16 protein-coding genes are annotated in these 20,483 nt (G+C 57.0%); 8 read left to right on the top strand and 8 right to left on the bottom strand.

All coding sequences use genetic code 11. The features are described from left to right. Positions 1-31: 31 nt before the first annotated feature. Complete coding sequence (rplU, locus tag JWR17_RS18930; RefSeq protein WP_297836649.1) at positions 32-343, bottom strand: 50S ribosomal protein L21; 312 nt, start codon at positions 341-343, stop codon at positions 32-34. A gap of 239 nt (positions 344-582) precedes the next feature. On the opposite strand from rplU, the gene JWR17_RS18925 reads away from it, so the two are divergent. Next, on the top strand, positions 583-1,551 hold the full coding sequence (locus tag JWR17_RS18925; RefSeq protein WP_299833639.1) for a polyprenyl synthetase family protein: 969 nt from the start codon (positions 583-585) through the stop codon (positions 1,549-1,551). 204 nt (positions 1,552-1,755) lie between these two features. Further along, positions 1,756-1,998, top strand: a complete 243-nt coding sequence (locus JWR17_RS18920) for a hypothetical protein (protein WP_299833637.1) — start codon at positions 1,756-1,758, stop codon at positions 1,996-1,998. Positions 1,999-2,079: 81 nt separating this feature from the next. Here JWR17_RS18920 and JWR17_RS18915 read toward each other — a convergent pair whose 3' ends face one another. Further along, positions 2,080-2,697, bottom strand: coding sequence for an FKBP-type peptidyl-prolyl cis-trans isomerase (locus JWR17_RS18915; RefSeq protein WP_299833635.1), 618 nt, complete (start codon positions 2,695-2,697; stop codon positions 2,080-2,082). A 214-nt stretch (positions 2,698-2,911) separates the two neighbouring features. On the opposite strand from JWR17_RS18915, the gene JWR17_RS18910 reads away from it, so the two are divergent. After that, a complete protein-coding gene (locus JWR17_RS18910) occupies positions 2,912-4,795 on the top strand; it encodes a hypothetical protein (RefSeq protein ID WP_299833633.1) in 1,884 nt (627 codons plus the stop codon). 22 nt (positions 4,796-4,817) lie between these two features. Here JWR17_RS18910 and JWR17_RS18905 read toward each other — a convergent pair whose 3' ends face one another. Together JWR17_RS18905 and JWR17_RS18900 are read right to left on the bottom strand one after the other, a co-directional pair. Next, positions 4,818-5,147, bottom strand: a complete 330-nt coding sequence (locus tag JWR17_RS18905; protein WP_299833631.1) for a hypothetical protein — start codon at positions 5,145-5,147, stop codon at positions 4,818-4,820. A gap of 170 nt (positions 5,148-5,317) precedes the next feature. Next, positions 5,318-7,771 (bottom strand): Lon protease family protein, encoded by a 2,454-nt coding sequence (locus JWR17_RS18900; protein ID WP_299833630.1) that lies wholly within the window; start codon positions 7,769-7,771, stop codon positions 5,318-5,320. 278 nt (positions 7,772-8,049) lie between these two features. Here JWR17_RS18900 and JWR17_RS18895 point away from each other — a divergent pair, with 278 nt between their 5' ends. The 3 genes from JWR17_RS18895 to JWR17_RS18885 all read left to right on the top strand — a co-directional run bounded on the left by JWR17_RS18895 (position 8,050) and on the right by JWR17_RS18885 (position 11,141). After that, complete coding sequence (locus tag JWR17_RS18895; protein ID WP_299833629.1) at positions 8,050-8,538, top strand: DUF3015 domain-containing protein; 489 nt, start codon at positions 8,050-8,052, stop codon at positions 8,536-8,538. A gap of 101 nt (positions 8,539-8,639) precedes the next feature. Next, a complete protein-coding gene (locus JWR17_RS18890; protein ID WP_299833627.1) occupies positions 8,640-10,505 on the top strand; it encodes a DUF4105 domain-containing protein in 1,866 nt (621 codons plus the stop codon). Positions 10,506-10,643: 138 nt separating this feature from the next. Continuing rightward, the gene (locus JWR17_RS18885) at positions 10,644-11,141 is read left to right on the top strand and encodes a GreA/GreB family elongation factor (protein WP_299833625.1); all 498 of its coding nucleotides are present in this window, start codon (positions 10,644-10,646) and stop codon (positions 11,139-11,141) included. A 139-nt stretch (positions 11,142-11,280) separates the two neighbouring features. Here the strand turns inward: JWR17_RS18885 and ettA are convergent, their stop codons facing one another. Further along, positions 11,281-12,945: an energy-dependent translational throttle protein EttA gene (ettA, locus tag JWR17_RS18880; RefSeq protein ID WP_299833623.1), complete on the bottom strand. Its 1,665-nt coding sequence runs from the start codon at positions 12,943-12,945 to the stop codon at positions 11,281-11,283. Between the two features lie 494 nt (positions 12,946-13,439). Here ettA and JWR17_RS18875 point away from each other — a divergent pair, with 494 nt between their 5' ends. Then, positions 13,440-17,207 (top strand): bifunctional diguanylate cyclase/phosphodiesterase, encoded by a 3,768-nt coding sequence (locus JWR17_RS18875; protein WP_299833642.1) that lies wholly within the window; start codon positions 13,440-13,442, stop codon positions 17,205-17,207. Between the two features lie 144 nt (positions 17,208-17,351). Continuing rightward, positions 17,352-18,605: a serine hydroxymethyltransferase gene (gene glyA, locus JWR17_RS18870; RefSeq protein WP_299833620.1), complete on the top strand. Its 1,254-nt coding sequence runs from the start codon at positions 17,352-17,354 to the stop codon at positions 18,603-18,605. 94 nt (positions 18,606-18,699) lie between these two features. Here the strand turns inward: glyA and yjiA are convergent, their stop codons facing one another. The 3 genes from yjiA to JWR17_RS18855 form a co-directional block, all read right to left on the bottom strand. Next, entirely contained in the window at positions 18,700-19,677 is a 978-nt protein-coding gene (yjiA, locus tag JWR17_RS18865; RefSeq protein WP_299833617.1) for a GTPase, read from the bottom strand. Positions 19,678-19,751: 74 nt separating this feature from the next. Further along, positions 19,752-19,949, bottom strand: a complete 198-nt coding sequence (locus tag JWR17_RS18860; protein WP_299833615.1) for a YbdD/YjiX family protein — start codon at positions 19,947-19,949, stop codon at positions 19,752-19,754. Further along, on the bottom strand, positions 19,942-20,483 hold a 542-nt coding region (locus tag JWR17_RS18855), incomplete at its 5' end, for a carbon starvation CstA 5TM domain-containing protein (RefSeq protein ID WP_299833613.1). The genes JWR17_RS18860 and JWR17_RS18855, both read right to left, overlap by 8 nt.

Genomic DNA, 20,483 nt, shown 5'->3' with positions numbered 1-20,483 from the left:
TTCAATACTCCAAATAGAGGATTAGGCTGAATTAAGCCTGAATACCGGTGATTTTGATCTCGGTGTACCACTGGCGGTGGCCCATACGCTTCATGTGGTGCTTACGACGACGGAACTTGATGATGCGGATTTTATCGTGGCGACCTTGGGAGATCACTTCAGCAACAACAGTTGCGCCAACAACGACAGGAGCGCCGATGCTGAGCTCTTCGCCGTCGCCGATCAACAAAACACGATCAAAAGTCACGGATTCGCCGGTAGCGATTTCGAGCTTTTCGATCTTCAGGTATTCGCCCGGGGCGACTTTGTACTGCTTGCCACCGGTAACAATTACTGCGTACATGGTATTTCTCCGTTAATCCTGCTCACCCAGCGCTTTATAAGTAGAGTATTGGCTGGCATGGCTGCGTAGGGCTGGAACGGCCCGTTGCAATTGCGTAAGGCAGGTGCTGCCCAGGAAAGTTAGGGTGCGCGATTGTACGCAAGGCGCTAACGTGATGCAAGTGCCGAAACGGCATACCTTGACAGGTTCCGGCCCTGCACCTAGCATGCCGCGCAACCCTACTGGAGCGCCTGTCGCTGATGCAACCCCAAGCTTTCTACCGCGCGGTGGCGGACGACTTTAGTGCCGTTGACGTCATCATCAAGCAGCAGCTGACTTCGCGTGTACCGCTGGTGTCTAAAATCGGCGACTACATTACATCGGCTGGCGGTAAGCGTCTGCGTCCTTTATTGGTATTGCTGTGTGGCAAGGCACTCGGTCGCGAAGGCGACGATCTGCGCCTGCTGGCGGCGACCATCGAGTTCCTGCATACCGCAACCTTGCTGCACGACGACGTCGTGGACATGTCTGGCATGCGCCGTGGCCGCTCCACTGCCAACGCTTTATGGGGCAACGCGCCCAGCGTATTGGTGGGTGACTTCCTGTACTCGCGGTCCTTCGAGATGATGGTCGAACTGGGCTCCATGCCGGTGATGAAAATCCTGTCCAAGGCCACCCGGGTCATTGCCGAAGGCGAAGTGCTGCAGTTGTCGAAAATTCGCGACGCCAGCACCACGGAAGAAACCTACATGGAAGTGATTCGCGGCAAAACAGCCATGCTGTTTGAAGCCTCGACCCATAGCGCAGCCGCCTTGTGCGAAGCCCCGTTCGAGCAGAGCGAAGCCCTGCGTACCTTCGGCGACCACCTTGGCGTTGCCTTTCAGTTGGTCGATGACTTGCTGGATTACCGCGGCGACGCGGAAACGCTGGGCAAAAACGTTGGCGATGACCTGGCCGAGGGCAAACCTACCCTGCCGTTGATCTACACCATGCGTGAGGGCACGCCGGAACAGGCTGCCCTGGTACGCCAGGCAATTCAGAAAGGCGGCCTCGAAGACCTCGAAAGCATTCGCGAAGCCGTTGAAAACGCCGGCGCTCTGGACTACACCGCACAGTTGGCCCGTGATTACGTCGCCAAGGCCATTGCCTGCCTCGACGTGCTGCCCGCGAGCGAATACCGCGATGCGCTGATTGAGCTGAGTGAATTTGCGGTAGCCCGGACTCACTGACAAAACACATCACCCTGTATGAGCCAACTTGTTGGCGATTTCAGCAACCCCGGTTCTTCGGAAACCGCGTTGCCTGTATCGCCAACAATGGCTCCCACAAAGGTGATTCGATTCACCCCGCCCTCTTCCGACGAAATAACCAACAGTCCCTTGCTATTATCGAAATAAGAATTATTCTCATTAATTCCCTCAAGGAGATGAGACATGACCTATTTGATCGATGCATGGCTGGACCGCCCGCACCCATACCTGCGAATTCTTCACCGTGAAACCGGAGAAGTTTGTGTCGTGCTAGAGGAAGAGGCGCTGGGTGAGTTACGTGATCAGGGCGATCTGGATGTCACGGACCTGAGTTCTACTGAACCGGGCGTGCTGAAAGAGACGGTGCGTAATCTTTTTTTGTTCTGCTACGCCCGGGCGCTACGGCCTGCGAGCGAGCTGCATTGAGCATGACGTTAACACGCCATGCCCAGCCTGCTGAACGAATCTGGACGATCCGCTCAGCAATTATCAGCCTGAAAGCGCTGGTTACAGAACGTCCAACAACTCGACGTCAAACACCAGAACGCTGTGCGGCGGAATGCTGCCAACGCCTTGCGCGCCATAAGCCAGCTCACTTGGAACGTGCAAACGCCATTTGCTACCGGCTTTCATCAGTTGCAATGCTTCGGTCCAACCGGGAATAACGCCGCCGACCGGGAATTCAGCAGGTTCACCACGATCATAAGAGCTGTCGAACACAGTGCCGTCGATCAGCGTGCCGTGGTAATGGGTACGTACCTGATCTTCGCGGGACGGCTGAGCGCCCTCGCCTACGGTCAGTACTTCGAATTGCAGGCCGGAAGCCAAGGTGGTCACGCCTTCGCGCTGGCCATTCTCAGCCAGGTAAGCCAGACCAGCGCCCGCTGCTACTTCAGCCTTGCTTGCTGCTTCTGCTTGCATGATTTCGCGAATGACTTTGAAACTGGCAGCCATTTGCTCTTGGCCAACACGGCTTTCTTTGCCGTGGAACGCGTCGTTCAGACCCGCCAGGATCGCATCCAGGTCGATGCCCGGTGGCGGATTTTCGCGCAGTTGGTCGCCCAGTTGACGGCCGATACCGTAGCTGACGCGGGTTTCGTCGGTGGACAGATTTACTTCGGACATAACACTGCTCCGCTAAGGAGCGTCAGAAGACGCCCCGAACTAAAAGGCCGAGCAGCCTAGCACAGTTGAAGAATGGCACCGAGCGCAGGCGCAGGGTTTTGCCACTCACTGCCCCGTGCCCTACACTTCGGAGCTTCGGCAAACATCAACTGCGACGTACGTGAGCGATCCGGTTCGGGCTATCGCTGCCCTCCACCTGACAGGAACACTGTGAATGGAATTCAGATTCCCGCTAACTGGCCTCGCGCTGGCGCTTACGCTGCTGCTGAGTGGCTGTTTCGACAAGACCGATGATCAGCAAGAAGCCGCGCTCAAGGCTAAAACCGATCAGTTCGAGAAAAAACTCGATGCCATTCAGGACCCTAAACTGAAAGAAGCCGTTACCAACCTTGGCGGTTCCCTGCTAATGATTGAGCGAACCGCTCTCGAGATGAAAACCAGGCCAGTGGAAACGGAGTACGGCGAGGACGGCCTGGCGCTACTGAAGGACTATCCGAACGCTCAAGCGGTAACCGATACCTACATCAACGGATTGTTCATACAGCGCAAGCCGTCTGACTCTGACTTCCTGACCACCCTGGAACCAGTCTTCCCATTCTCATTTCGCGCCCCGGATGAATTTCCTTTTCCCCACAACGTCGACTGGCAATCGGTCACTCTCGACAACCAACACGTTGTCCCTTTTGCCAAAGACCGTGACGAAGAATCTACTGATATTCAATTGGCGCCCGCCGTCGATAGCGAAACGGCCTCCAATGATCTTGAGTTGATCTACCCCTACAAAGATGACGCGCTGCCACCCAGCGAGAAGGACAAGCCGAAACCAGTCACCCTGAACGGCGAAATTCAGGTCGTAACGCCACGTAAAATCAGCAGCTTCGAGCTGTCGAAGAAAGACGTCGGCGCGAAGAAGACGGATGACAATATAAGCGTCACGTTATTGAGTCTGGAAAAGAACATTGCTGAAGTTGAGATACAAAACAGTGCCGACCTCCCAGACGAGTTGGTAGATGAACAACTCACCCCATTGATCGTCCAGGCCCAGGACAACACCGGGCATTACCTGACGCAAGCGGCAGGCATCACACAAAACGCGGCTCAAGTGGCCTTTTATGAGAAAAGACTCGCGGCGTTGATGGATCAAAAACAACTCAGTCCCGAATTTCAGGCACAACTCATCGCCGACTTGCATGTGTTTAATCAGCAGCGCAAAACCCATTACGCCAAAGTGTTTTTCAACGGGGTAGTGGATAAGGTTGAAGTCAGCGTGTTCGATTACTCCCAGACCAAGATCAGCAAAACTGAGTTAAGTGTTCCGGTGCGGCAATTCGACGAGCACACCTTTGGTCCGCAGGTGCAGCCACTGCTATTGCCCGTCGTGGTACACGACACTCAGGCGGCAGATTTTCTCAGCACCTACGACATGGATGAAGAACACTTCAAAAAATCCGTCGTCGTGCGCCAGGACGTGGAGAATATTGAAGACGCGAGAATCGAGTTCAGCCATCCTCAGACCTTCAACGATGAGCTGCTTGGGTCAGCACCGGCTGCGGACGAAACCCCTGTCCCCATTACGTTCTATGCCCAGGGCGCCGACGACAAGCCAGGTGGCCGGATTGACTTGCCGCTGGACTCTTACGCGTTTGATGTCGCCCAAAGCTATATCAGTTACGACCTGACGCAATTCCCACAATTACCGGCTTACGCATCCGGCAGCGTGCCACTGTACTTCGCCACCATTGAGAAAAGCTTTCTGGACGCCGCCCAACTGCCAAAAGGCTTGTCGCTCAAAGGCAACGCGCTGGTGGTGGATATGGCAACATTTGCCAATGACAAATGGCGCTTTTATGCCAAAGACAATACGGGTAAGTACCTGAAAGAAATTCTTGCCGTCAGTCACCAAGCGTCGCAATACAGCGACGCCATGTTCGACGTGCACTACTTCTACGGCGAACCGACTCTTTTTGAGGCCTATCAGCGCACCGATCTGAAGCAGGTGAAATACGACTTCAAGGTAAAACTCGACAAGCCGAGCGCCGCCAGTCTTGAGCACCTGGAACAAAAATCCTCGGCCGACCCTGATGATGACGACGAGTAACAACCTCGTCGCCTACGGCCAGCTAAAAGGGTGACGAGCGCTGACAACGCGAGCTGTCGCCGTTTATGCGGCGCAGTTCACCTTGTAGATGCAGCTGCCAGATCGGCACATCCTCGGCCACTTGATAGCCATGCAGTGCAAGGCTTTCAGCGATGGCCATCAATACCGATTCGGCGGCAAGGGGTCCGTGAAAAGGACCTTGGGCTTTAAGAGCAGAGGGTTGTTCACCGGACATTCCGGCGGCGAACAGTAACGTCCAAAGGCCGTTATCTCCAGAGAGAGGGCGGATCACACATTCGATACGGGTAACCAGGCCCAGGCATTGGCGGGTAAGACAGAGGCTGCGCGACATGGCGAGCTCCTTGTTGGCTACAGTGTTCACGCCTCAGGACCGATGGAGGCGCGCGTCAATCCTTTTGACAACTGTGGTGTTGCTCCAGAATAGAAGAAAAACCGAATTCTAAAAGTCTGAAAAGCAACGGGGCGCCGAATGGTCATGTCAACCCGTCGACGCCCTGCTATCTATTTCTTCTTTTTGGCCAAGGCTTTCAGCTCAGGTTGCAGCTGCGCCGGCTCTTTTTCCAGCTCTTCCCTGAAGTCTTCATCGCTGAGCATTTCGGCGATGTCGCGCAGACGCTCAACCACTCGAGCATTGACGCTGCCTTCCGGAAACTGGCCCTTTTCGTTAGGCGCGCCTGCGGGTTCGCCCACCAACAGGCTTAACGCTTCATCGGCCTGGCGCACGGCGTACACATGGAACTGCCCATTGCGCACCGCTTGCAACACCCGCTCGTCAAGCATCAACGTGGCAACGTTAGCATGGGGGATGATGGCGCCTTGTTCGCCGGTCAGCCCGCGCGCTTCGCACAACCGGAAGAAACCTTCGATTTTCTCGTTGACCCCACCTACCGCCTGCACTTCGCCGAACTGGTTGATCGACCCGGTAATGGCGAAACACTGCTTGAGCGGGGTTTTCGACAGCGCCGAGATCAGCGTGCAGGCTTCGCCTAATGATGCACTGTCACCGTCCACATAACCGTAAGACTGTTCCAGCGCGATGCTTGCGGAAATCGCCAGTGGGAATTCCTGTGCGTAACGGCTGCCCAGGTAACCGGTGAGGATCATCACGCCCTTGGAATGAATGGGCTGACCCAGATTAACCTCACGCTCGATGTCGACAATGCCGCTGCCACCCGGATACACCGTCGCTGAAATTCGCGCAGGGACGCCGAAAGCAGAGTCACCCACTTCCAATACCGTCAGCCCGTTGCATTTGCCGACGGCGGCGCCATCGGTGTCGATGAGGATAATGCCGGCGAGCATGTCATCGAGAATCCGTGCGGACACCCGACCGGTGCGCGTGGCTTTCGCCTTGAGCGCACGTTCGATATGCCCGGCATCGGTCTTGTCGTCATTGGCCAGTTGACGAATGAAATCCGCCTCGCTGACCAGTTGAAACAAGTCGCCGATACGCGCTGACAAGCGCCCCTGGTGCTCGGCCAGTCGAGCGCTGTAAGTCGCCAGGCGTGCCACAGCATCCGCTGTCAGCGGCGCCATGCCCTCTTCCGAAGTACGGGTTTTCAGCAATTGGGCGAACTGCTCCAGGCTTTCGTCGACCATGGGGATGTCTTCATCGAAGTCCACCAGTACCCGGAACATCTCCTGGAAGTCCGGATCAAGGTCCTGCAGGGTGTAATACAGTGAACGCGCGCCGATGATGATGACCTTGACCTGCAGCGGGATGACTTGCGGGGTCAAGGTCACGGTCGCCAAACGACCCAATTCGCCGAGGGGCGATTCCATTTTCAGTTTGCGTGATTGCAGGGCACGCTTCAGCGCATCCCAAACAAACGGCTCACTGAGCATCTTCTCGGCTTCCAGCACCAGAAAACCGCCATTGGCCCGATGCAGGGCACCGGGACGCAACTGCCGATACGTCGTATAAAGCGCGCCCTGATCAGTGCTGTACTCGATACGGCCAAACAGATTGTCGTACGTAGGGTGCGGCTCAAATACCACCGGAGCGCCAGCATTGTTCGGATGACCGACGACCAGGCTCGGGCAGTATTGCTCTTCGAGCAACTTGCGCGCCTCGGCGTCGGTTTTGCTGTCATCGACCAATTGCTCGACGACCGTTTTTAGCAGGTACACCTGAACACCCTGCAAAAAAGCGCAAACCCCGGCGTTTTCCGAATATTTCTGCGACAACGGTGCCAACAACGGTTGCAAGGCCAGGGTGATGGTTTCTTCGTTCAACTGACGCATCTGGTTGCTGGATTCACGCTTCCATTGCGGCAGGCTGGCCAGTTCTTCGTTGAGGCGCTCTTCAAGGCCCGAGATATCCTCGTGGAAGCGCTCACGGTCAGCTTCTGGCAACTGTGAAAACTCGGCTTCATCCAGTGCTTTACCTTCGCTCATGGGCGTAAAGGCAATGTTGGTGCTGTCGCGGTAAAGGGCGATGTCCTTTTCCAGTGCCAGGCGCTCGATTACGTCCAGCGCCTTGTCGTAGCGCTGATTGAACGCGCGGTCGATGGCACTTTTTTTCTGCTGGTACGACGGGTGTTCAAACACCGCCGGAAACGTGGCCAGCAAGTTGTCGATCAGGCTGTTGATGTCGGCGATGAAAGCGCCAGCGCTGCCAGAAGGCAGTTCCAGCGCACGCGGCTCCCGGGGTTCGTTGAAGTTGGCGACGTAGACCCAGTCCGATGGGGTTTGCATGCGCTTGCCCTCGGCCTTGAGGTAGCGCTTAACGAACGAGAACCGGCCAGTGCCGGGTTCGCCCATGACAAATACGTTGTAACCGGGGCGCGGCATGGCGACCCCGAATTGCAGGGCCTCTACTGCTCGCTCCTGACCGAGCACACCGCGGAAGGGTTCCAGATCATTGGTCGTCGTAAAGGCGAACTGTTCGGCGGAAAAAGGACGTGTCAGCGCTTCAGGCGCAAGTCGCAAGCTGGCAGCAACAGTATCGGGCATCGGACATCCTTACATCAGGCAGGGCAGATGGGGGCATTCTGGCGCTCGCCGCACCCGGCTGGCAAGGCGCGCTGACGGTGAATATGTTCCGGCAGCTCGGTACCCCGGCACAACGCCGTAAAGGCTGCTTTTTAGTTAACAATTTGCAAAAGGTCACGGAACCCTGGGATCGCGGCAAAACTCCAATTTATGCAGCTGGTGTTAATAAATCTGGCTAGCCTTGGCGTTGTTTAGGCCAGGAACCCGACCTTTGATAGAACACAAAAGAGAATTAAGCTATGAAACGGATTCTTCTCGGTACTCTTTTCACCGTGGTATCTCTCAATGCAATGGCTCAGGCGCCCGGTGGCCCGGACTGCGGCTGGGGCAACATGCTGTTTGAGGGACAGCGCGGTACACCGGCGCACTTCCTCGCGTCGACGACAAACGGAACGTCGGGTAACGCGACTTTCGGTATGACGTCTGGCACTAACGGTTGCTCAACTAACGGTCAACTGACTTACGGCGGCAAGTCCTGGATTGCCATGAACGGCATGATGGATGAACTATCGAAGGACATGGCCGTCGGTCAGGGTGAAGCGTTGACCACCTATGCGGTGGTGTTGGGCGTTGCACCAGAAGACCGTGCGCATTTCGCCGCTGTCACCCACGAGCACTTCCAACAAATCTTCAGCAAGGCTGACACGACCGCCGACGATGTTCATACCAACACCCTGGCGGTGCTGAAAAACGATCCCGTTCTGGCCAAATACGCTACCCAGGCTTAAGGTTGATTGTTCTGCCCCTTGCCCTTTTGACTGGGAAGCAGGGGGTGGAACTTCGATTCGATGCGAAACGCTTGATCCTTAATTCTGACTAGTTGCCCCCTATGCTCAAACGCATTGCTTATGTGGCGCTCTTTGTCTGCGCCCCGCTGTATGCCGCGCCACCTGTCGACAATGATCGCTTGCAGCAACTAGCGAACAGCCCCCTTTGGATTGCCCTCGGTCATTACGTCACTGCCAAAACAGGCGGCTGGCGCAGCTATGTCGACGACCCCAGGTTTTTCCTGGCCGCTAACGGTGCCCATGCCCCCGCAGCGGAACTGAGCGCGACCCTTGCGGCCATTTATAAGCCGGTAAGCGGCGACGCGGCGACGCATAACCTCCATGCACAATGCGTCTACCCGGCGCGTACGCGCTTTCTGCGTGATCAGTTACACCTGACAGATTTGCCCGCCGTGGACTGCACCGATTTTAAAAAGTGGTACAGCGACATCGCGCCGGACAGCACCGTACTGATTTTCCCAGCGGCGTATTTGAACAGCCCGTCCTCCATGTTTGGCCATACCCTGTTGCGAATTGACCAAGCCGACGTGCAAAAAGACCACACCGCGCTGCTGAGCTATGCGATTAATTTCGGCGCGTACATCGAAGGCATGGACAACAGCATCCTTTATGCCTGGAAAGGCTTGATGGGTGGGTATCCGGGGCTGTTCGCGCTGGTGCCCTATCAAGAAAAGCTGTCTGAGTACCGCAGCCTGGAAAACCGCGATTTGTGGGAATACCGGCTCAACCTGACGCCGGAAGAAACCGGGCGCATGGTGGAGCATGTCTGGGAGCTCAAACAGATTCGTTTCGGCTATTTTTTCTTCGATGAAAACTGCTCCTACCGTTTGCTTGAGCTGCTTCAGGTCGCACGGCCTCGCCTCGAGCTGACCACGCTGTTTCCGCTGACGGCCATCCCTACCGACACCGTGCGCGCGGTAAAACAGGCTGGCATGGTGGAGAACATTGATTATCGGCCGTCCCGTGAGCGCGAGTTGCTGAATCGTGCGGCACCGTTGGACGCTGACGAGCAGCAATGGGTGTTGCTGGTCAGTGCTGATCAGAAGCAGCTACAGCGCAGCGATTATCTGAGCCTGCCGAAAGAGCGCCGCGCCTTGATTCAAGACGCCGCTTACCGCTTGGAGCGCTACCGCGCCAACGGACAAGAGCGTGATAGCGAGCGCTCTCAGCGCAGCTTCGACTTATTGCGCGCAATCAGCCAGAACCCGCCACCAGCGCTGGATATTGCCCGCCCCGGCCTGCCGGAAGATGGGCATGAGTCGCGCACGTGGCAATTAGGTGCGGGCAGCCGCGACAGTAAAGCCTTCGCCGAATATGGCCTGCGCATGGCCTACCACGACCTGAACGACAACGCTTATGGCTTTCCGCTGGGTGCGCAGATTGAGATTCTGCAACTTAAGGTGCGTGAGTACGAAGGCAACCATTGGCAGGTCCAGCAGCTCGACCTCGCCACTATTCGCTCGCTGACGCCACGCACTGAATTGCTCAAGCCTTGGTCGTGGCAGGTTACCGGTGGCCTGGAGCGAGTGTTGGGCAAGCATGACGCTGAACGGCTGGTGAGCCACGTCAATGGCGGCGGGGGTGGCACCTGGCAACTGGGCGATGACCTGCTCGGTTTCGCATTGGGCACGGTGCGGGTTGAACACAACACCGATTTTTCCGCGCTGGTGTCCCCGGCTGCGGGCTTTGATACCGGCCTGCTGTGGCGCAACCCTCTGGGCAACCTGAGCCTGGAAGTCAAAAGTGACTACTTCACTAACGGTGAGGTGCGACGTAATCTGAGTCTCAATCAGCAGTGGGAATTGTCCCGCAACCTGGGCCTGCGCCTGACCGCCCAACGGGCATTCAGTCAACTGGCCTCCCCCGTCAACGAAGTGATGCTGGAAATGAAGTGGTATCACTATTGATTGAGATTACCCAGTCCCCCTGGAGGAGCCAACTTGTTGGCGAAGAGCCCTATGCGGCGCACCAACTACGACGCCTCGCCAACAAATTGGCTCCTGCAGAGGGGCTTTATTCGGATTCAGACCTGAGGAGAGAACGCCATGAGCCGAGCTTTCGTCAATGAAGATAACGCCGCCGCCCAAGTCAGCCAACCGGTGGAGCGGCGGGTTAGCGAGCAGCCCAATTACCTGACCGCCCGCGGTTTTGAGCAGTTGCATGCGCGGGTGGCAGAACTGCAGGCGCAATACAGTGAGCAATCCGCTCGCGGTGATCAGGCTGATAAACAACGCCAGGCCGACATCGAGCGTGACCTGCGTTATTTCAATCAACGCCTGCAAAGCGCTCAAGTAGTCACCCACGCTACGTCCATCGATAAGGTGCAGATCGGTAGTTGGGTCACGTTTGCCGACGAAGACAACACCGTACAGCGGGTGCAACTGGTCGGCGAGGATCAGGCTGATGCCAGCAGCGGCTTGGTCAACTGGGGATCACCCTTGGGCCGTGCATTAATCGGCGCAGCGGTAGGCGATGAGGTGCTGTGGAAGCGCCCGGCGGGGGATCAGTTGATTGAGGTGGTGCGGATTGAGGCGGATGTTTGAAAGCGTAAGCTCTCTATAGAAGCCAACTTGAACTGGCGAGGCTAGCGGCGCGGTAGGGCTGTCAAACCGCCGCGCTGCTTACATCGCCGACAACCTGGCTCCTGCAGAGAAATGCACTCTTCTGCAGAAGCCGCGACAATCAGGCCAGTTTCTTGTGACGAACCCGGTGCGGCTGGGACGCTGAATCGCCAAGACGCTTTTTGCGGTCGGCTTCGTACTCGGTGTAGTTACCTTCAAAGAAGATCGCTTGCGAGTCATCCTCATAAGCCAGAATGTGCGTTGCAACCCGATCCAGGAACCACCGATCGTGAGAGATCACAATGGCAGCGCCTGGGAAGTCGAGCAGCGCTTCTTCAAGGGAACGCAAGGTTTCCACGTCAAGGTCGTTGGACGGTTCGTCGAGCAGCAAAACGTTGGCGCCCTCTTTCAAGGTCAACGCCAAGTGCAGACGGCCGCGCTCGCCACCGGACAAGTCCTTGACGAACTTCTGCTGATCGCCGCCTTTGAAGTTGAAACGTCCGACGTAGGTACGTGATGGAATCTCGTAGCTACCAATACGGATCTGATCGGAACCGTCCGAAACCATTTCCCATACGGTTTTCTTGCCGTCGAGGTCGTCACGGCTTTGGTCGACGCAGGCCAATTGCACGGTGTCGCCGACTTCGATGGTGCCGGAATCAGGCGTTTCCTTGCCCATCAGCATACGGAACAGGGTCGATTTACCGGCGCCGTTACCGCCGATTACGCCGACGATTGCGCCTTTAGGCATAGCGAACGACAAGTTGTCGATTAACACACGGTCGCCGTAGCCTTTGCTGACATTCTTGAACTCAATAACCTTGTCGCCCAGGCGTGGGCCGGCAGGGATATAGATTTCGTTGGTCTCGCTGCGCTTCTGAAATTCCTGCGACTGCATCTCTTCAAAGCGTTGCAAGCGCGCCTTGGATTTCGACTGACGCGCCTTGGCGCCCTTCCGGACCCATTCCAGCTCGTCCTTCATGGCCTTTTCATGGGCTGACTGCTGCTTCGATTCCTGGGCCAGTCGATCGGATTTGGCTTCAAGCCAGCCGGAATAGTTGCCCTCGTACGGAATACCTGCGCCGCGGTCGAGTTCGAGAATCCAGCCAGCAACGTTGTCGAGGAAGTACCGATCGTGGGTGATCGCAACCACGGTGCCGGGGAAATCGTGCAGGAAATGCTCCAGCCAGGCAACGGAGTCAGCGTCCAAGTGGTTGGTCGGTTCATCGAGCAGCAACATGTCTGGGGCAGACAGCAGCAAGCGGCACAGGGCTACCCTGCGCTTTTCGCCACCCGACAGGTGCTCGATTTTCGCTTCCCACGCCGGCAGCCGCAGCGCATCGGCAGCGACTTCCAGTTGACGCTCAAGGTTGTGACCGTCGCTGGCTTGCAAAATGGCTTCGAGCTTGGCCTGTTCTGCCGCCAGCTTATCGAAATCCGCATCGGGATCAGCGTACTCGGCGTACACCTCGTCCAGACGCGTTTGCGCGTTTTTGATCACGCTGACGGCCTCTTCGACCACTTCACGCACGGTTTTGGTCGGGTCGAGTTGAGGTTCCTGGGGCAGATAACCGATGTTGAGTTCCGGCATTGGACGCGCTTCGCCGTCGAATTCGGTGTCAACACCCGCCATGATTTTCAACAACGTGGATTTACCCGATCCGTTCAAACCCAGTACGCCGATTTTGGCCCCGGGGAAAAACGACAGAGAGATGTTTTTTAAAATTTCCCGCTTCGGCGGCACAACTTTGCTCAGCCGATGCATGGTGAAAACGTATTGAGCCATGGAAAGAAAACCCGATCTGTGACGATGAATAGAGTGCGAGCTTAGCGCGAGCCTCGACAATAGCGATTGAAGTTTATTTATCTGCGGCGCTTGCCGCCAGACAGAATGCAGCCTTGAATGAAACAGTAACCCGACCGAAAGCCGATTGCCGACCTTGTTATGGCTGGATATGGATCAATACTTGCTTGCTATGGAGTCGCCACTGTAAGAATTGAACTACGCGGCACGTCGGGCAAAGCTACCCGAATGCACACCACAGGGCAAACCGCGCAGGCAACACCCAACGGGACTGGCACTTCGCCACACTTCAAGGCATGCTAGCCGCCCTTTGGGCGTCCGGCATATAGTGCATTTCGCATTCGCTGTTACAGCCCAGCCGTCAGGATTAACGCTTGCCGACACCTACGAGATCTTCTCTGCATAGCCCTGTCGGCGCGGCCGCGGCGCTTCTGCGCGGCTCACTGAAGGGTGGGCTGGCGGCTTTGGTTCTGCTGATGCTCGCGCTGCTGCTAGGGCAATTAGTGGACCAGTTCCAGCAGAGCCAGGAGCGCCAACGCCAGCGTAGTCTCGACTACAGCGCTTTGCTAGCCGACCGTTTGAGCCTGAGCATGGCACTCAGTGCACAGGCTGCACTGAACATTTTGGACGGCCAGCAATTCCAGCCTCAAGCCATCGATCCACAAGGCCCGCTGCTGCAAGGTCTGCGTGCAGCGTTGCCTTCGTTGCGCAGCGTGGCATGGCTCGGTACTGACGGCGAAGTGCTGGATGCCAGCAGTGGCGATACGCGCCCAATGGATGCCGTGTTTTTAGCGCACTTGAGTCAGCGCATTCAGGGACGGCCTTATTACTTTACGAACGCGACGGACGGCGCGCAGATTTATCTGCTGGTGCGCCAGCCCGGTGTAGAAATTAAAGGTTATTGGATATTGCGTCTTGCACCGGACATGTTGTCCACGCTGAGCCATTCAACAACGCAGGACTTCCCGCTCAAGTGGCAACTGGAAAACATCTCGTCCCAGCAAATCGTGTATCGCGACGATGTCAGTGCCCATGACGCCGCCGCCAACAATTCGCTAAACACCGATCGCCATAGCGAGATTCAAAACGTCTTGCTTTCAGCGCTGGTTAATAGCGACTGGCAACTGCGTGGGTTGTTCGATGCCGGCAGCGTTCGCGATGCCCTATTACCGCCGCTGATAGCCAAGTGCCTGATCGGATTGTTGTGCTCATTGTTGCCGTTGTTGGCATTGGCGAGCATGCGCCGCCGGCGACGGCAATTGTATGACAGCCAACGCCGCTATCAGCGCATCTTCAACGGTACTGACGTCGCGCTTTGCGTACTGGACCTGTCAGAACTTCCAAACGCGCTCGAACTGCTGCACTTAAACAGTGCTGAAGATCTGCACCGCCTGGCGGAAAAAGACCCGCTGCGGTATCAGGCACTGCTGCGACAGTTGCGGATTACCGAGGTTAACCAGGTAGCGCTGAACTTGCTGAATGTCGAGTCCATGGCGCAGGCGTGGGTGCAACTGTTCAAGACAGGGACCGCAAGCCAGCCAGGCGTTGGCCAACAGTTGATACTCGCTGTGTTGAATAAACAGAACTCGCTGGAACTGGAAATCCCGATTCCCAGTGCCCAGGGCGAAGATCGGCATATATGGCTGACCCTGCGCGTTCCGACGCAACCCGCCGACTATCTGTCGGTGATTATCAGCCTGCGAGATATCAGTAGCCGCAAACGCGTCGAATTGTCGTTGATTGAGCGCGAAGGGTTTTGGTCGGACGTGGTACGCACCGTTCCAGATCATTTGTATGTACAGGAGCTGCCCAGCCAACGGATGATTTACAGCAACCATAACCTTGGGCAGACACTGGGCTACAGCAAGTCAGACCTGCAGGAAATGGGCGAATTCTTCTGGGAAATATTGCTCCATCCAGACGATGCCGAGTTTTACAACGACATGCGCACGCAACAATGCCATACCGGGCATGTCGAGCAACTGCAATGTCAACTGCGCTTTCGTGACAGTCGTAACCAATGGCGGCGCTTCGACATCCGTGAAAAAGCGTTGGCCCGTGACAAAGACCTGCAGGTCACTCGGATCATCGGCGTCGCCAAGGACATCACCGAGCAGCAAGCGGCCAGCGAGTCCCTGCGTGACAGTGAACAGCGTTATCGGATGCTGGCCGAAAGCATCAGCGACGTGATTTTCTCCACCGACAGCGTCTTGAAGCCCAACTACGTCAGCCCCTCGGTCTATGCGGTAATGGGCTATAGCGCAGAGTGGATCCTCAACAATGGCTGGCAATCGATCATTGCCAATCCACAACAACTGGTCGGCGTGTATTCGTTGCTGGAACGCGTCACCAACGCCTTGGGCAAACCCGATGCGCTGGCAATGTTGCGGGCCGACCTGCCGACCCAGCTGTTTCTGTTTGATTGCCTGCGCGCCGACGGTCGAAAAATCCCCATCGAGCTGCGGCTGGTACTGGTTTGGGACGACAGGGGCGTATTCGAAGGGATTCTCGGTGTTGGCCGCGATATCAGCCAGCAGCGTCGCGCGGAAAAAGACCTGCGCATGGCCGCCACGGTTTTTGAACATTCCACGTCGGCGATTTTGATCACCGACCCGGCCGGCTACATCGTCCAGGCCAACGACGCGTTCAGTCGCGTCAGTGGTTATGCCGTGGCGCAGGTGCTTGATCAATTGCCGACCTTGTTGACCGTCGACGACCAGCAGGAAGCGCACCTGCGCTATATCCTCAAACAACTTCACCAACGCGGTAGCTGGGAAGGCGAAGTCTGGCTCAAACGTCGCAGTGGCGAGCACTACCCCGCGTGGGTCGGCATTACCGCCGTGTTCGACGACGAAGGCGATTTAGCCAGTTACGTGTGTTTCTTCAGTGACATCAGCGAACGCAAGGCCAGCGAGCAACGCATCCATCGCCTGGCGTATTACGACGCGTTGACCCACTTGCCAAACCGCACGCTATTCCAGGACCGTTTGCACACCGCGTTGCAACAGGCCGAGCGCCAGCAAGCGTGGGTGGTGTTGATGTTCCTGGACCTGGACCGATTCAAACCTATCAACGACTCCCTGGGCCATGCTGCCGGCGACCGTATGCTCAAAGACATGGCCACGCGGCTGCTGGGCTGCGTGGACGATGACGACACCGTGGCGCGCATGGGCGGCGATGAGTTCACGCTACTGCTGCAACCGGGCGCCAATCGGCAGATAGCGTTAAACCGCGCGATCCATGTGGCCGAGCAGATATTGAGTAGCCTGGTGATTCCGTTCGTCCTGGAAGGCCGCGAGTTTTTTGTCACCGCGAGTATCGGTATCGCGCTCAGCCCGCAAGACGGCAATGAATTGAGTCAGCTGATGAAAAACGCTGACACGGCGATGTATCACGCTAAGGAACGTGGGAAAAATAACTTCCAGTTCTACCAGGCCGACATGAACGCCAGCGCCCTTGAACGTCTTGAGTTGGAAAGCGACCTGCGGCATGCCCTCGAACAGCAAGAGTTCACGCTGTATTACCAGCCGCAATTCAGTGGCGACGGCAAACGTTTAACCGGCGCTGAAGCCCTGTTGCGCTGGCGTCATCCGCGGCGTGGTTTGGTGCCGCCCGTTGAGTTCATCCCGGTGCTTGAAGAGCTGGGGCTGGTGGTTGAAGTAGGCGACTGGGTACTGACCGAGGCCTGTCGCCAGCTCAAGGCCTGGCATCAAGCCAAGGTGCGGGTGCCGAAGGTGTCGGTTAACATTTCCGCACGGCAATTTGCCGATGGCCAATTGGGCACGCGCATTGCGACGATTCTCAGCGAAAGCGGCCTGTCCCCCGCCTGCCTGGAGCTGGAACTGACTGAAAGCATTCTGATGCGAGAAGTCAATGAAGCCATGCTGATCCTCGACGGGCTGAAAAAACTGGGGTTGAGTATCGCCGTCGATGACTTCGGCACCGGTTATTCCTCCCTCAACTACCTGAAGCAGTTTCCCATCGACGTGCTGAAAATCGACCGCACCTTCGTTGACGGCCTGCCGTCAGGCGAGCAAGACGCGCAAATCGCCCGGGCGATCATCGCCATGGCCCACAGCCTTAACCTGGCGGTGATCGCCGAAGGCGTGGAAACCCATGAGCAGCTTGAATTTCTGCGTGAGCACGGCTGCGACGAAGTCCAGGGCTACCTGTTCGGCCGCCCCATGCCCCCCGCCCGCTTCGAAGCACAATTCAGCAATGATGCCCTCTTCATGTTTGATTAGTGGTGCGGGCCTACAGAGAATCGGGTCACGACCCGACGTGAACGCCGCTTGTCCTGCACATGACTCCCTTTCATATGCCAGACAAAACCTGATGGGGTAGAATGCTTCCTCTTTTTTCTACTGCCCCGATTCTTGAGGACTGCCATGTTCAGCCGTGATTTGACTCTTGCCAAGTACGACGCCGATCTCTTCGCCGCGATGGAGCAAGAAGCTCAGCGCCAAGAAGAGCACATCGAGCTGATCGCCTCGGAAAACTACACCAGCCCTGCTGTCATGGAAGCCCAAGGCTCGGTGCTGACCAACAAGTACGCCGAAGGCTATCCAGGCAAGCGCTACTACGGCGGCTGTGAGTTCGTCGACGTGGTTGAACAACTGGCTATCGATCGCGCCAAAGAGCTGTTCGGCGCCGATTACGCCAACGTTCAGCCGCACGCGGGCTCGCAAGCAAACAGCGCGGTTTACCTGGCACTGCTGCAAGCCGGCGACACCATTCTGGGCATGAGCCTGGCCCACGGCGGCCACTTGACCCACGGCGCCAGCGTCAGTTCTTCGGGCAAGCTGTACAACGCGGTGCAATACGGCATTGATGGCAATGGCTTGATCGATTACGACGAAGTCGAGCGCCTGGCCGTTGAACACAAACCGAAAATGATCGTGGCGGGTTTTTCTGCCTACTCGCAGATTCTGGATTTCCCGCGTTTCCGCGCCATCGCTGACAAAGTAGGCGCGTACCTGTTCGTTGACATGGCTCACGTGGCCGGCCTGGTAGCGGCGGGGGTTTACCCGAACCCGGTGCCTTACGCTGACGTTGTCACCACCACCACGCACAAAACCCTGCGCGGTCCACGTGGCGGCTTGATCCTGGCCAAAGCCAACGCCGACATCGAAAAGAAGCTGAACTCAGCGGTATTCCCGGGCGCACAAGGCGGCCCACTGGAACACGTAATCGCAGCCAAAGCCGTTTGCTTCAAAGAAGCGCTGCAGCCTGAATTCAAGACTTACCAGCAACAAGTGGTGAAAAACGCCAAGGCCATGGCGGGCGTGTTCATTGAACGCGGCTTCGACGTAGTCTCCGGCGGCACTGAAAACCACCTGTTCCTGGTGTCACTGATCAAGCAAGACATCTCCGGCAAAGACGCGGACGCCGCACTGGGTCGTGCTTTCATCACCGTGAACAAGAACTCGGTACCTAACGACCCACGCTCCCCGTTCGTGACCTCGGGCCTGCGTTTCGGCACCCCGGCAGTCACTACCCGTGGCTTCAAGGAAGCAGAATGCAAGGAACTCGCTGGCTGGATCTGCGACATCCTGGCTGACCTGAGCAACGAAGCCGTGATCGACAGCGTTCGTGAAAAAGTAAAAGTCATCTGCGCTAAGTTGCCGGTGTACGGCGCTTAACAAGCCCCTTCACCGAAACTGACTGTAGGAGCCAACGTGTTGGCGAAGCGGTGTATCAGACACGCCGCCTCGCCAACACGTTGGCTCTTACAGGTTAGTTTGTCGTTATCCGCTCAAACCCCGCTCTAATCTTCTCTTCCGGCAAGTCATCGGCAATGAACACGATGACGCTCTCGCGTTTTTCGTCTTCTGCCCACTCCGTGTCCCAATCAAAGCCATACAACTTCAGTACGCCCTGGAACACCATGCGCCGGGGTTCGTTGGCGATGTTGAGTACGCCTTTGTAGCGCAGCAGTTGTTTGCCGTGGTCTTCCAACAGCGCGTTCATGAACTCGCTGAGCTTGTCGATATCCAGCGGCGCGTCGCTGCGCAGGACCAGGCTGGTGATGCGGTCGATGGACTGACCGGTAAGCGCCACTGGGCGCAGGCTCATCACGCCAAGGTCAGCGTTGAGGTTAAAGCCGCGTACGTCCAGCAGTTCGGCCAGATCAATTTTTCCGTGTTCGACGATACGAATCGGTGCGCGACGGTTGATCCGGGTCAGGCGCTGGCTCAAGGCTTCGAACGTCGCATCGTCCACCAAATCACGCTTGCTCACCAACAACCGATCAGCAAAACCAATCTGTGCCTGGGCGATAGTCTGGGCCAGGTGCTGCTCGGCATGGGCCGCGTCGACCAAGGTGATGATGCCGTCGAGAATGTAACGCTCGCGCAATTCCTCATCGATGAAGAAGGTCTGCGCTACGGGTGCAGGGTCGGCGAGCCCGGTGCATTCGATGACCAGACGGTCGAAGGCGATTTCGCCGCTGTCGAGGCGCTCAAGCAGCAGAAACAGCGCTTTGGTCAGGTCGGTGTGAATCGTGCAACACACGCAGCCATTGGACAGTGTCATTACTTGCACAGGCTCGGTGCCGAGCAGTTGCGTGTCGATGCCAGCGTCGCTGAATTCGTTTTCAATCACAGCGATCTTCAGGCCGTGCTCAGCCTTGAGCAGATGCCGCAACAACGTGGTCTTGCCCGCACCGAGAAAGCCACTCAGAACGGTCACCGGAATAGGGGTTGAAACGGTCATGGGTACTCCTACACATAAAAACGCGCCACGACTGGCGTGGCGCGTTGGATCAAGCTCTACAGCACCTCAACGATTCAGCAGCACTTCGGGCCTGCTTTACCGCCGTAACGCGCCTCCTGACGCTCCCGAAAGAACGCTTCGTAGCTCATCATCGGCTTGTCCGGGTGCGTCAGCTGCATGTGCTCGACGTAGTTGTCATAGTCGGGCATGCCCACCATCAGGCGCGCGGCCTGACCGAGGTATTTGCCCAGACGGCTCAAATCATTAAACATTGGTTGCGCCTCCGGTGTATCCCGCTTTGCCAGTGCCCAATGGCATGGCCTGGAAAGGTGCTTCTTTATCGGTGCGTTCTTTGCTGCCCCACGCCGCTACGCCGACCTTGATCGCGTAAAACAGGATGGCGAAGACCACGAACAGGAACAACCCGGTGAGCACCGCGTTGGTGTACGCGTTGAAAATCACGTGTTGCATCTGGTCAATGCTGGTGGCTGGGGCCAGCACCTGACCAGCGTCCAGCGCCACGCGGTATTTAGTCGCCAGGGCCAGGAAACCAACGGCCGGGCTTGGGTCAAACAGCTTGATGTAGCCCGCGGTGGTGGTGCAAATCAGCAGCCACATCGCAGGCACCAGAGGCACCCAAATATACCGTTGGCGCTTCATTTTGATCAGAACCACGGTAGCAAGCATCAGCGCGATACCGGCGAGCATCTGGTTGGAGATACCAAACAACGGCCACAAGGTATTGATCCCGCCCAACGGGTCGATCACGCCTTGGTACAGCAAGTAACCCCACATCGCCACGCAAC

The sequence above is a fragment of the Pseudomonas sp. genome, from assembly GCF_028293835.1.
Classification (GTDB): Bacteria; Pseudomonadota; Gammaproteobacteria; order Pseudomonadales; family Pseudomonadaceae; genus Aquipseudomonas.
This window is presented reverse-complemented; position numbering and strand designations above follow the sequence as displayed.

Excerpts from the sequence above, each read along its gene's own strand:
- rplU (WP_297836649.1), bottom strand. The coding sequence starts at position 343 with ATGTACGCAGTAATTGTTACCGGTGGCAAGCAGTACAAAGTCGCCCCG.
- JWR17_RS18925 (WP_299833639.1), top strand. The coding sequence starts at position 583 with ATGCAACCCCAAGCTTTCTACCGCGCGGTGGCGGACGACTTTAGTGCC.
- JWR17_RS18920 (WP_299833637.1), top strand. The coding sequence starts at position 1,756 with ATGACCTATTTGATCGATGCATGGCTGGACCGCCCGCACCCATACCTG.
- JWR17_RS18915 (WP_299833635.1), bottom strand. The coding sequence starts at position 2,697 with ATGTCCGAAGTAAATCTGTCCACCGACGAAACCCGCGTCAGCTACGGT.
- JWR17_RS18910 (WP_299833633.1), top strand. The coding sequence starts at position 2,912 with ATGGAATTCAGATTCCCGCTAACTGGCCTCGCGCTGGCGCTTACGCTG.
- JWR17_RS18905 (WP_299833631.1), bottom strand. The coding sequence starts at position 5,147 with ATGTCGCGCAGCCTCTGTCTTACCCGCCAATGCCTGGGCCTGGTTACC.
- JWR17_RS18900 (WP_299833630.1), bottom strand. The coding sequence starts at position 7,771 with ATGCCCGATACTGTTGCTGCCAGCTTGCGACTTGCGCCTGAAGCGCTG.
- JWR17_RS18895 (WP_299833629.1), top strand. The coding sequence starts at position 8,050 with ATGAAACGGATTCTTCTCGGTACTCTTTTCACCGTGGTATCTCTCAAT.
- JWR17_RS18890 (WP_299833627.1), top strand. The coding sequence starts at position 8,640 with ATGCTCAAACGCATTGCTTATGTGGCGCTCTTTGTCTGCGCCCCGCTG.
- JWR17_RS18885 (WP_299833625.1), top strand. The coding sequence starts at position 10,644 with ATGAGCCGAGCTTTCGTCAATGAAGATAACGCCGCCGCCCAAGTCAGC.
- ettA (WP_299833623.1), bottom strand. The coding sequence starts at position 12,945 with ATGGCTCAATACGTTTTCACCATGCATCGGCTGAGCAAAGTTGTGCCG.
- JWR17_RS18875 (WP_299833642.1), top strand. The coding sequence starts at position 13,440 with ATGCTCGCGCTGCTGCTAGGGCAATTAGTGGACCAGTTCCAGCAGAGC.
- glyA (WP_299833620.1), top strand. The coding sequence starts at position 17,352 with ATGTTCAGCCGTGATTTGACTCTTGCCAAGTACGACGCCGATCTCTTC.
- yjiA (WP_299833617.1), bottom strand. The coding sequence starts at position 19,677 with ATGACCGTTTCAACCCCTATTCCGGTGACCGTTCTGAGTGGCTTTCTC.
- JWR17_RS18860 (WP_299833615.1), bottom strand. The coding sequence starts at position 19,949 with ATGTTTAATGATTTGAGCCGTCTGGGCAAATACCTCGGTCAGGCCGCG.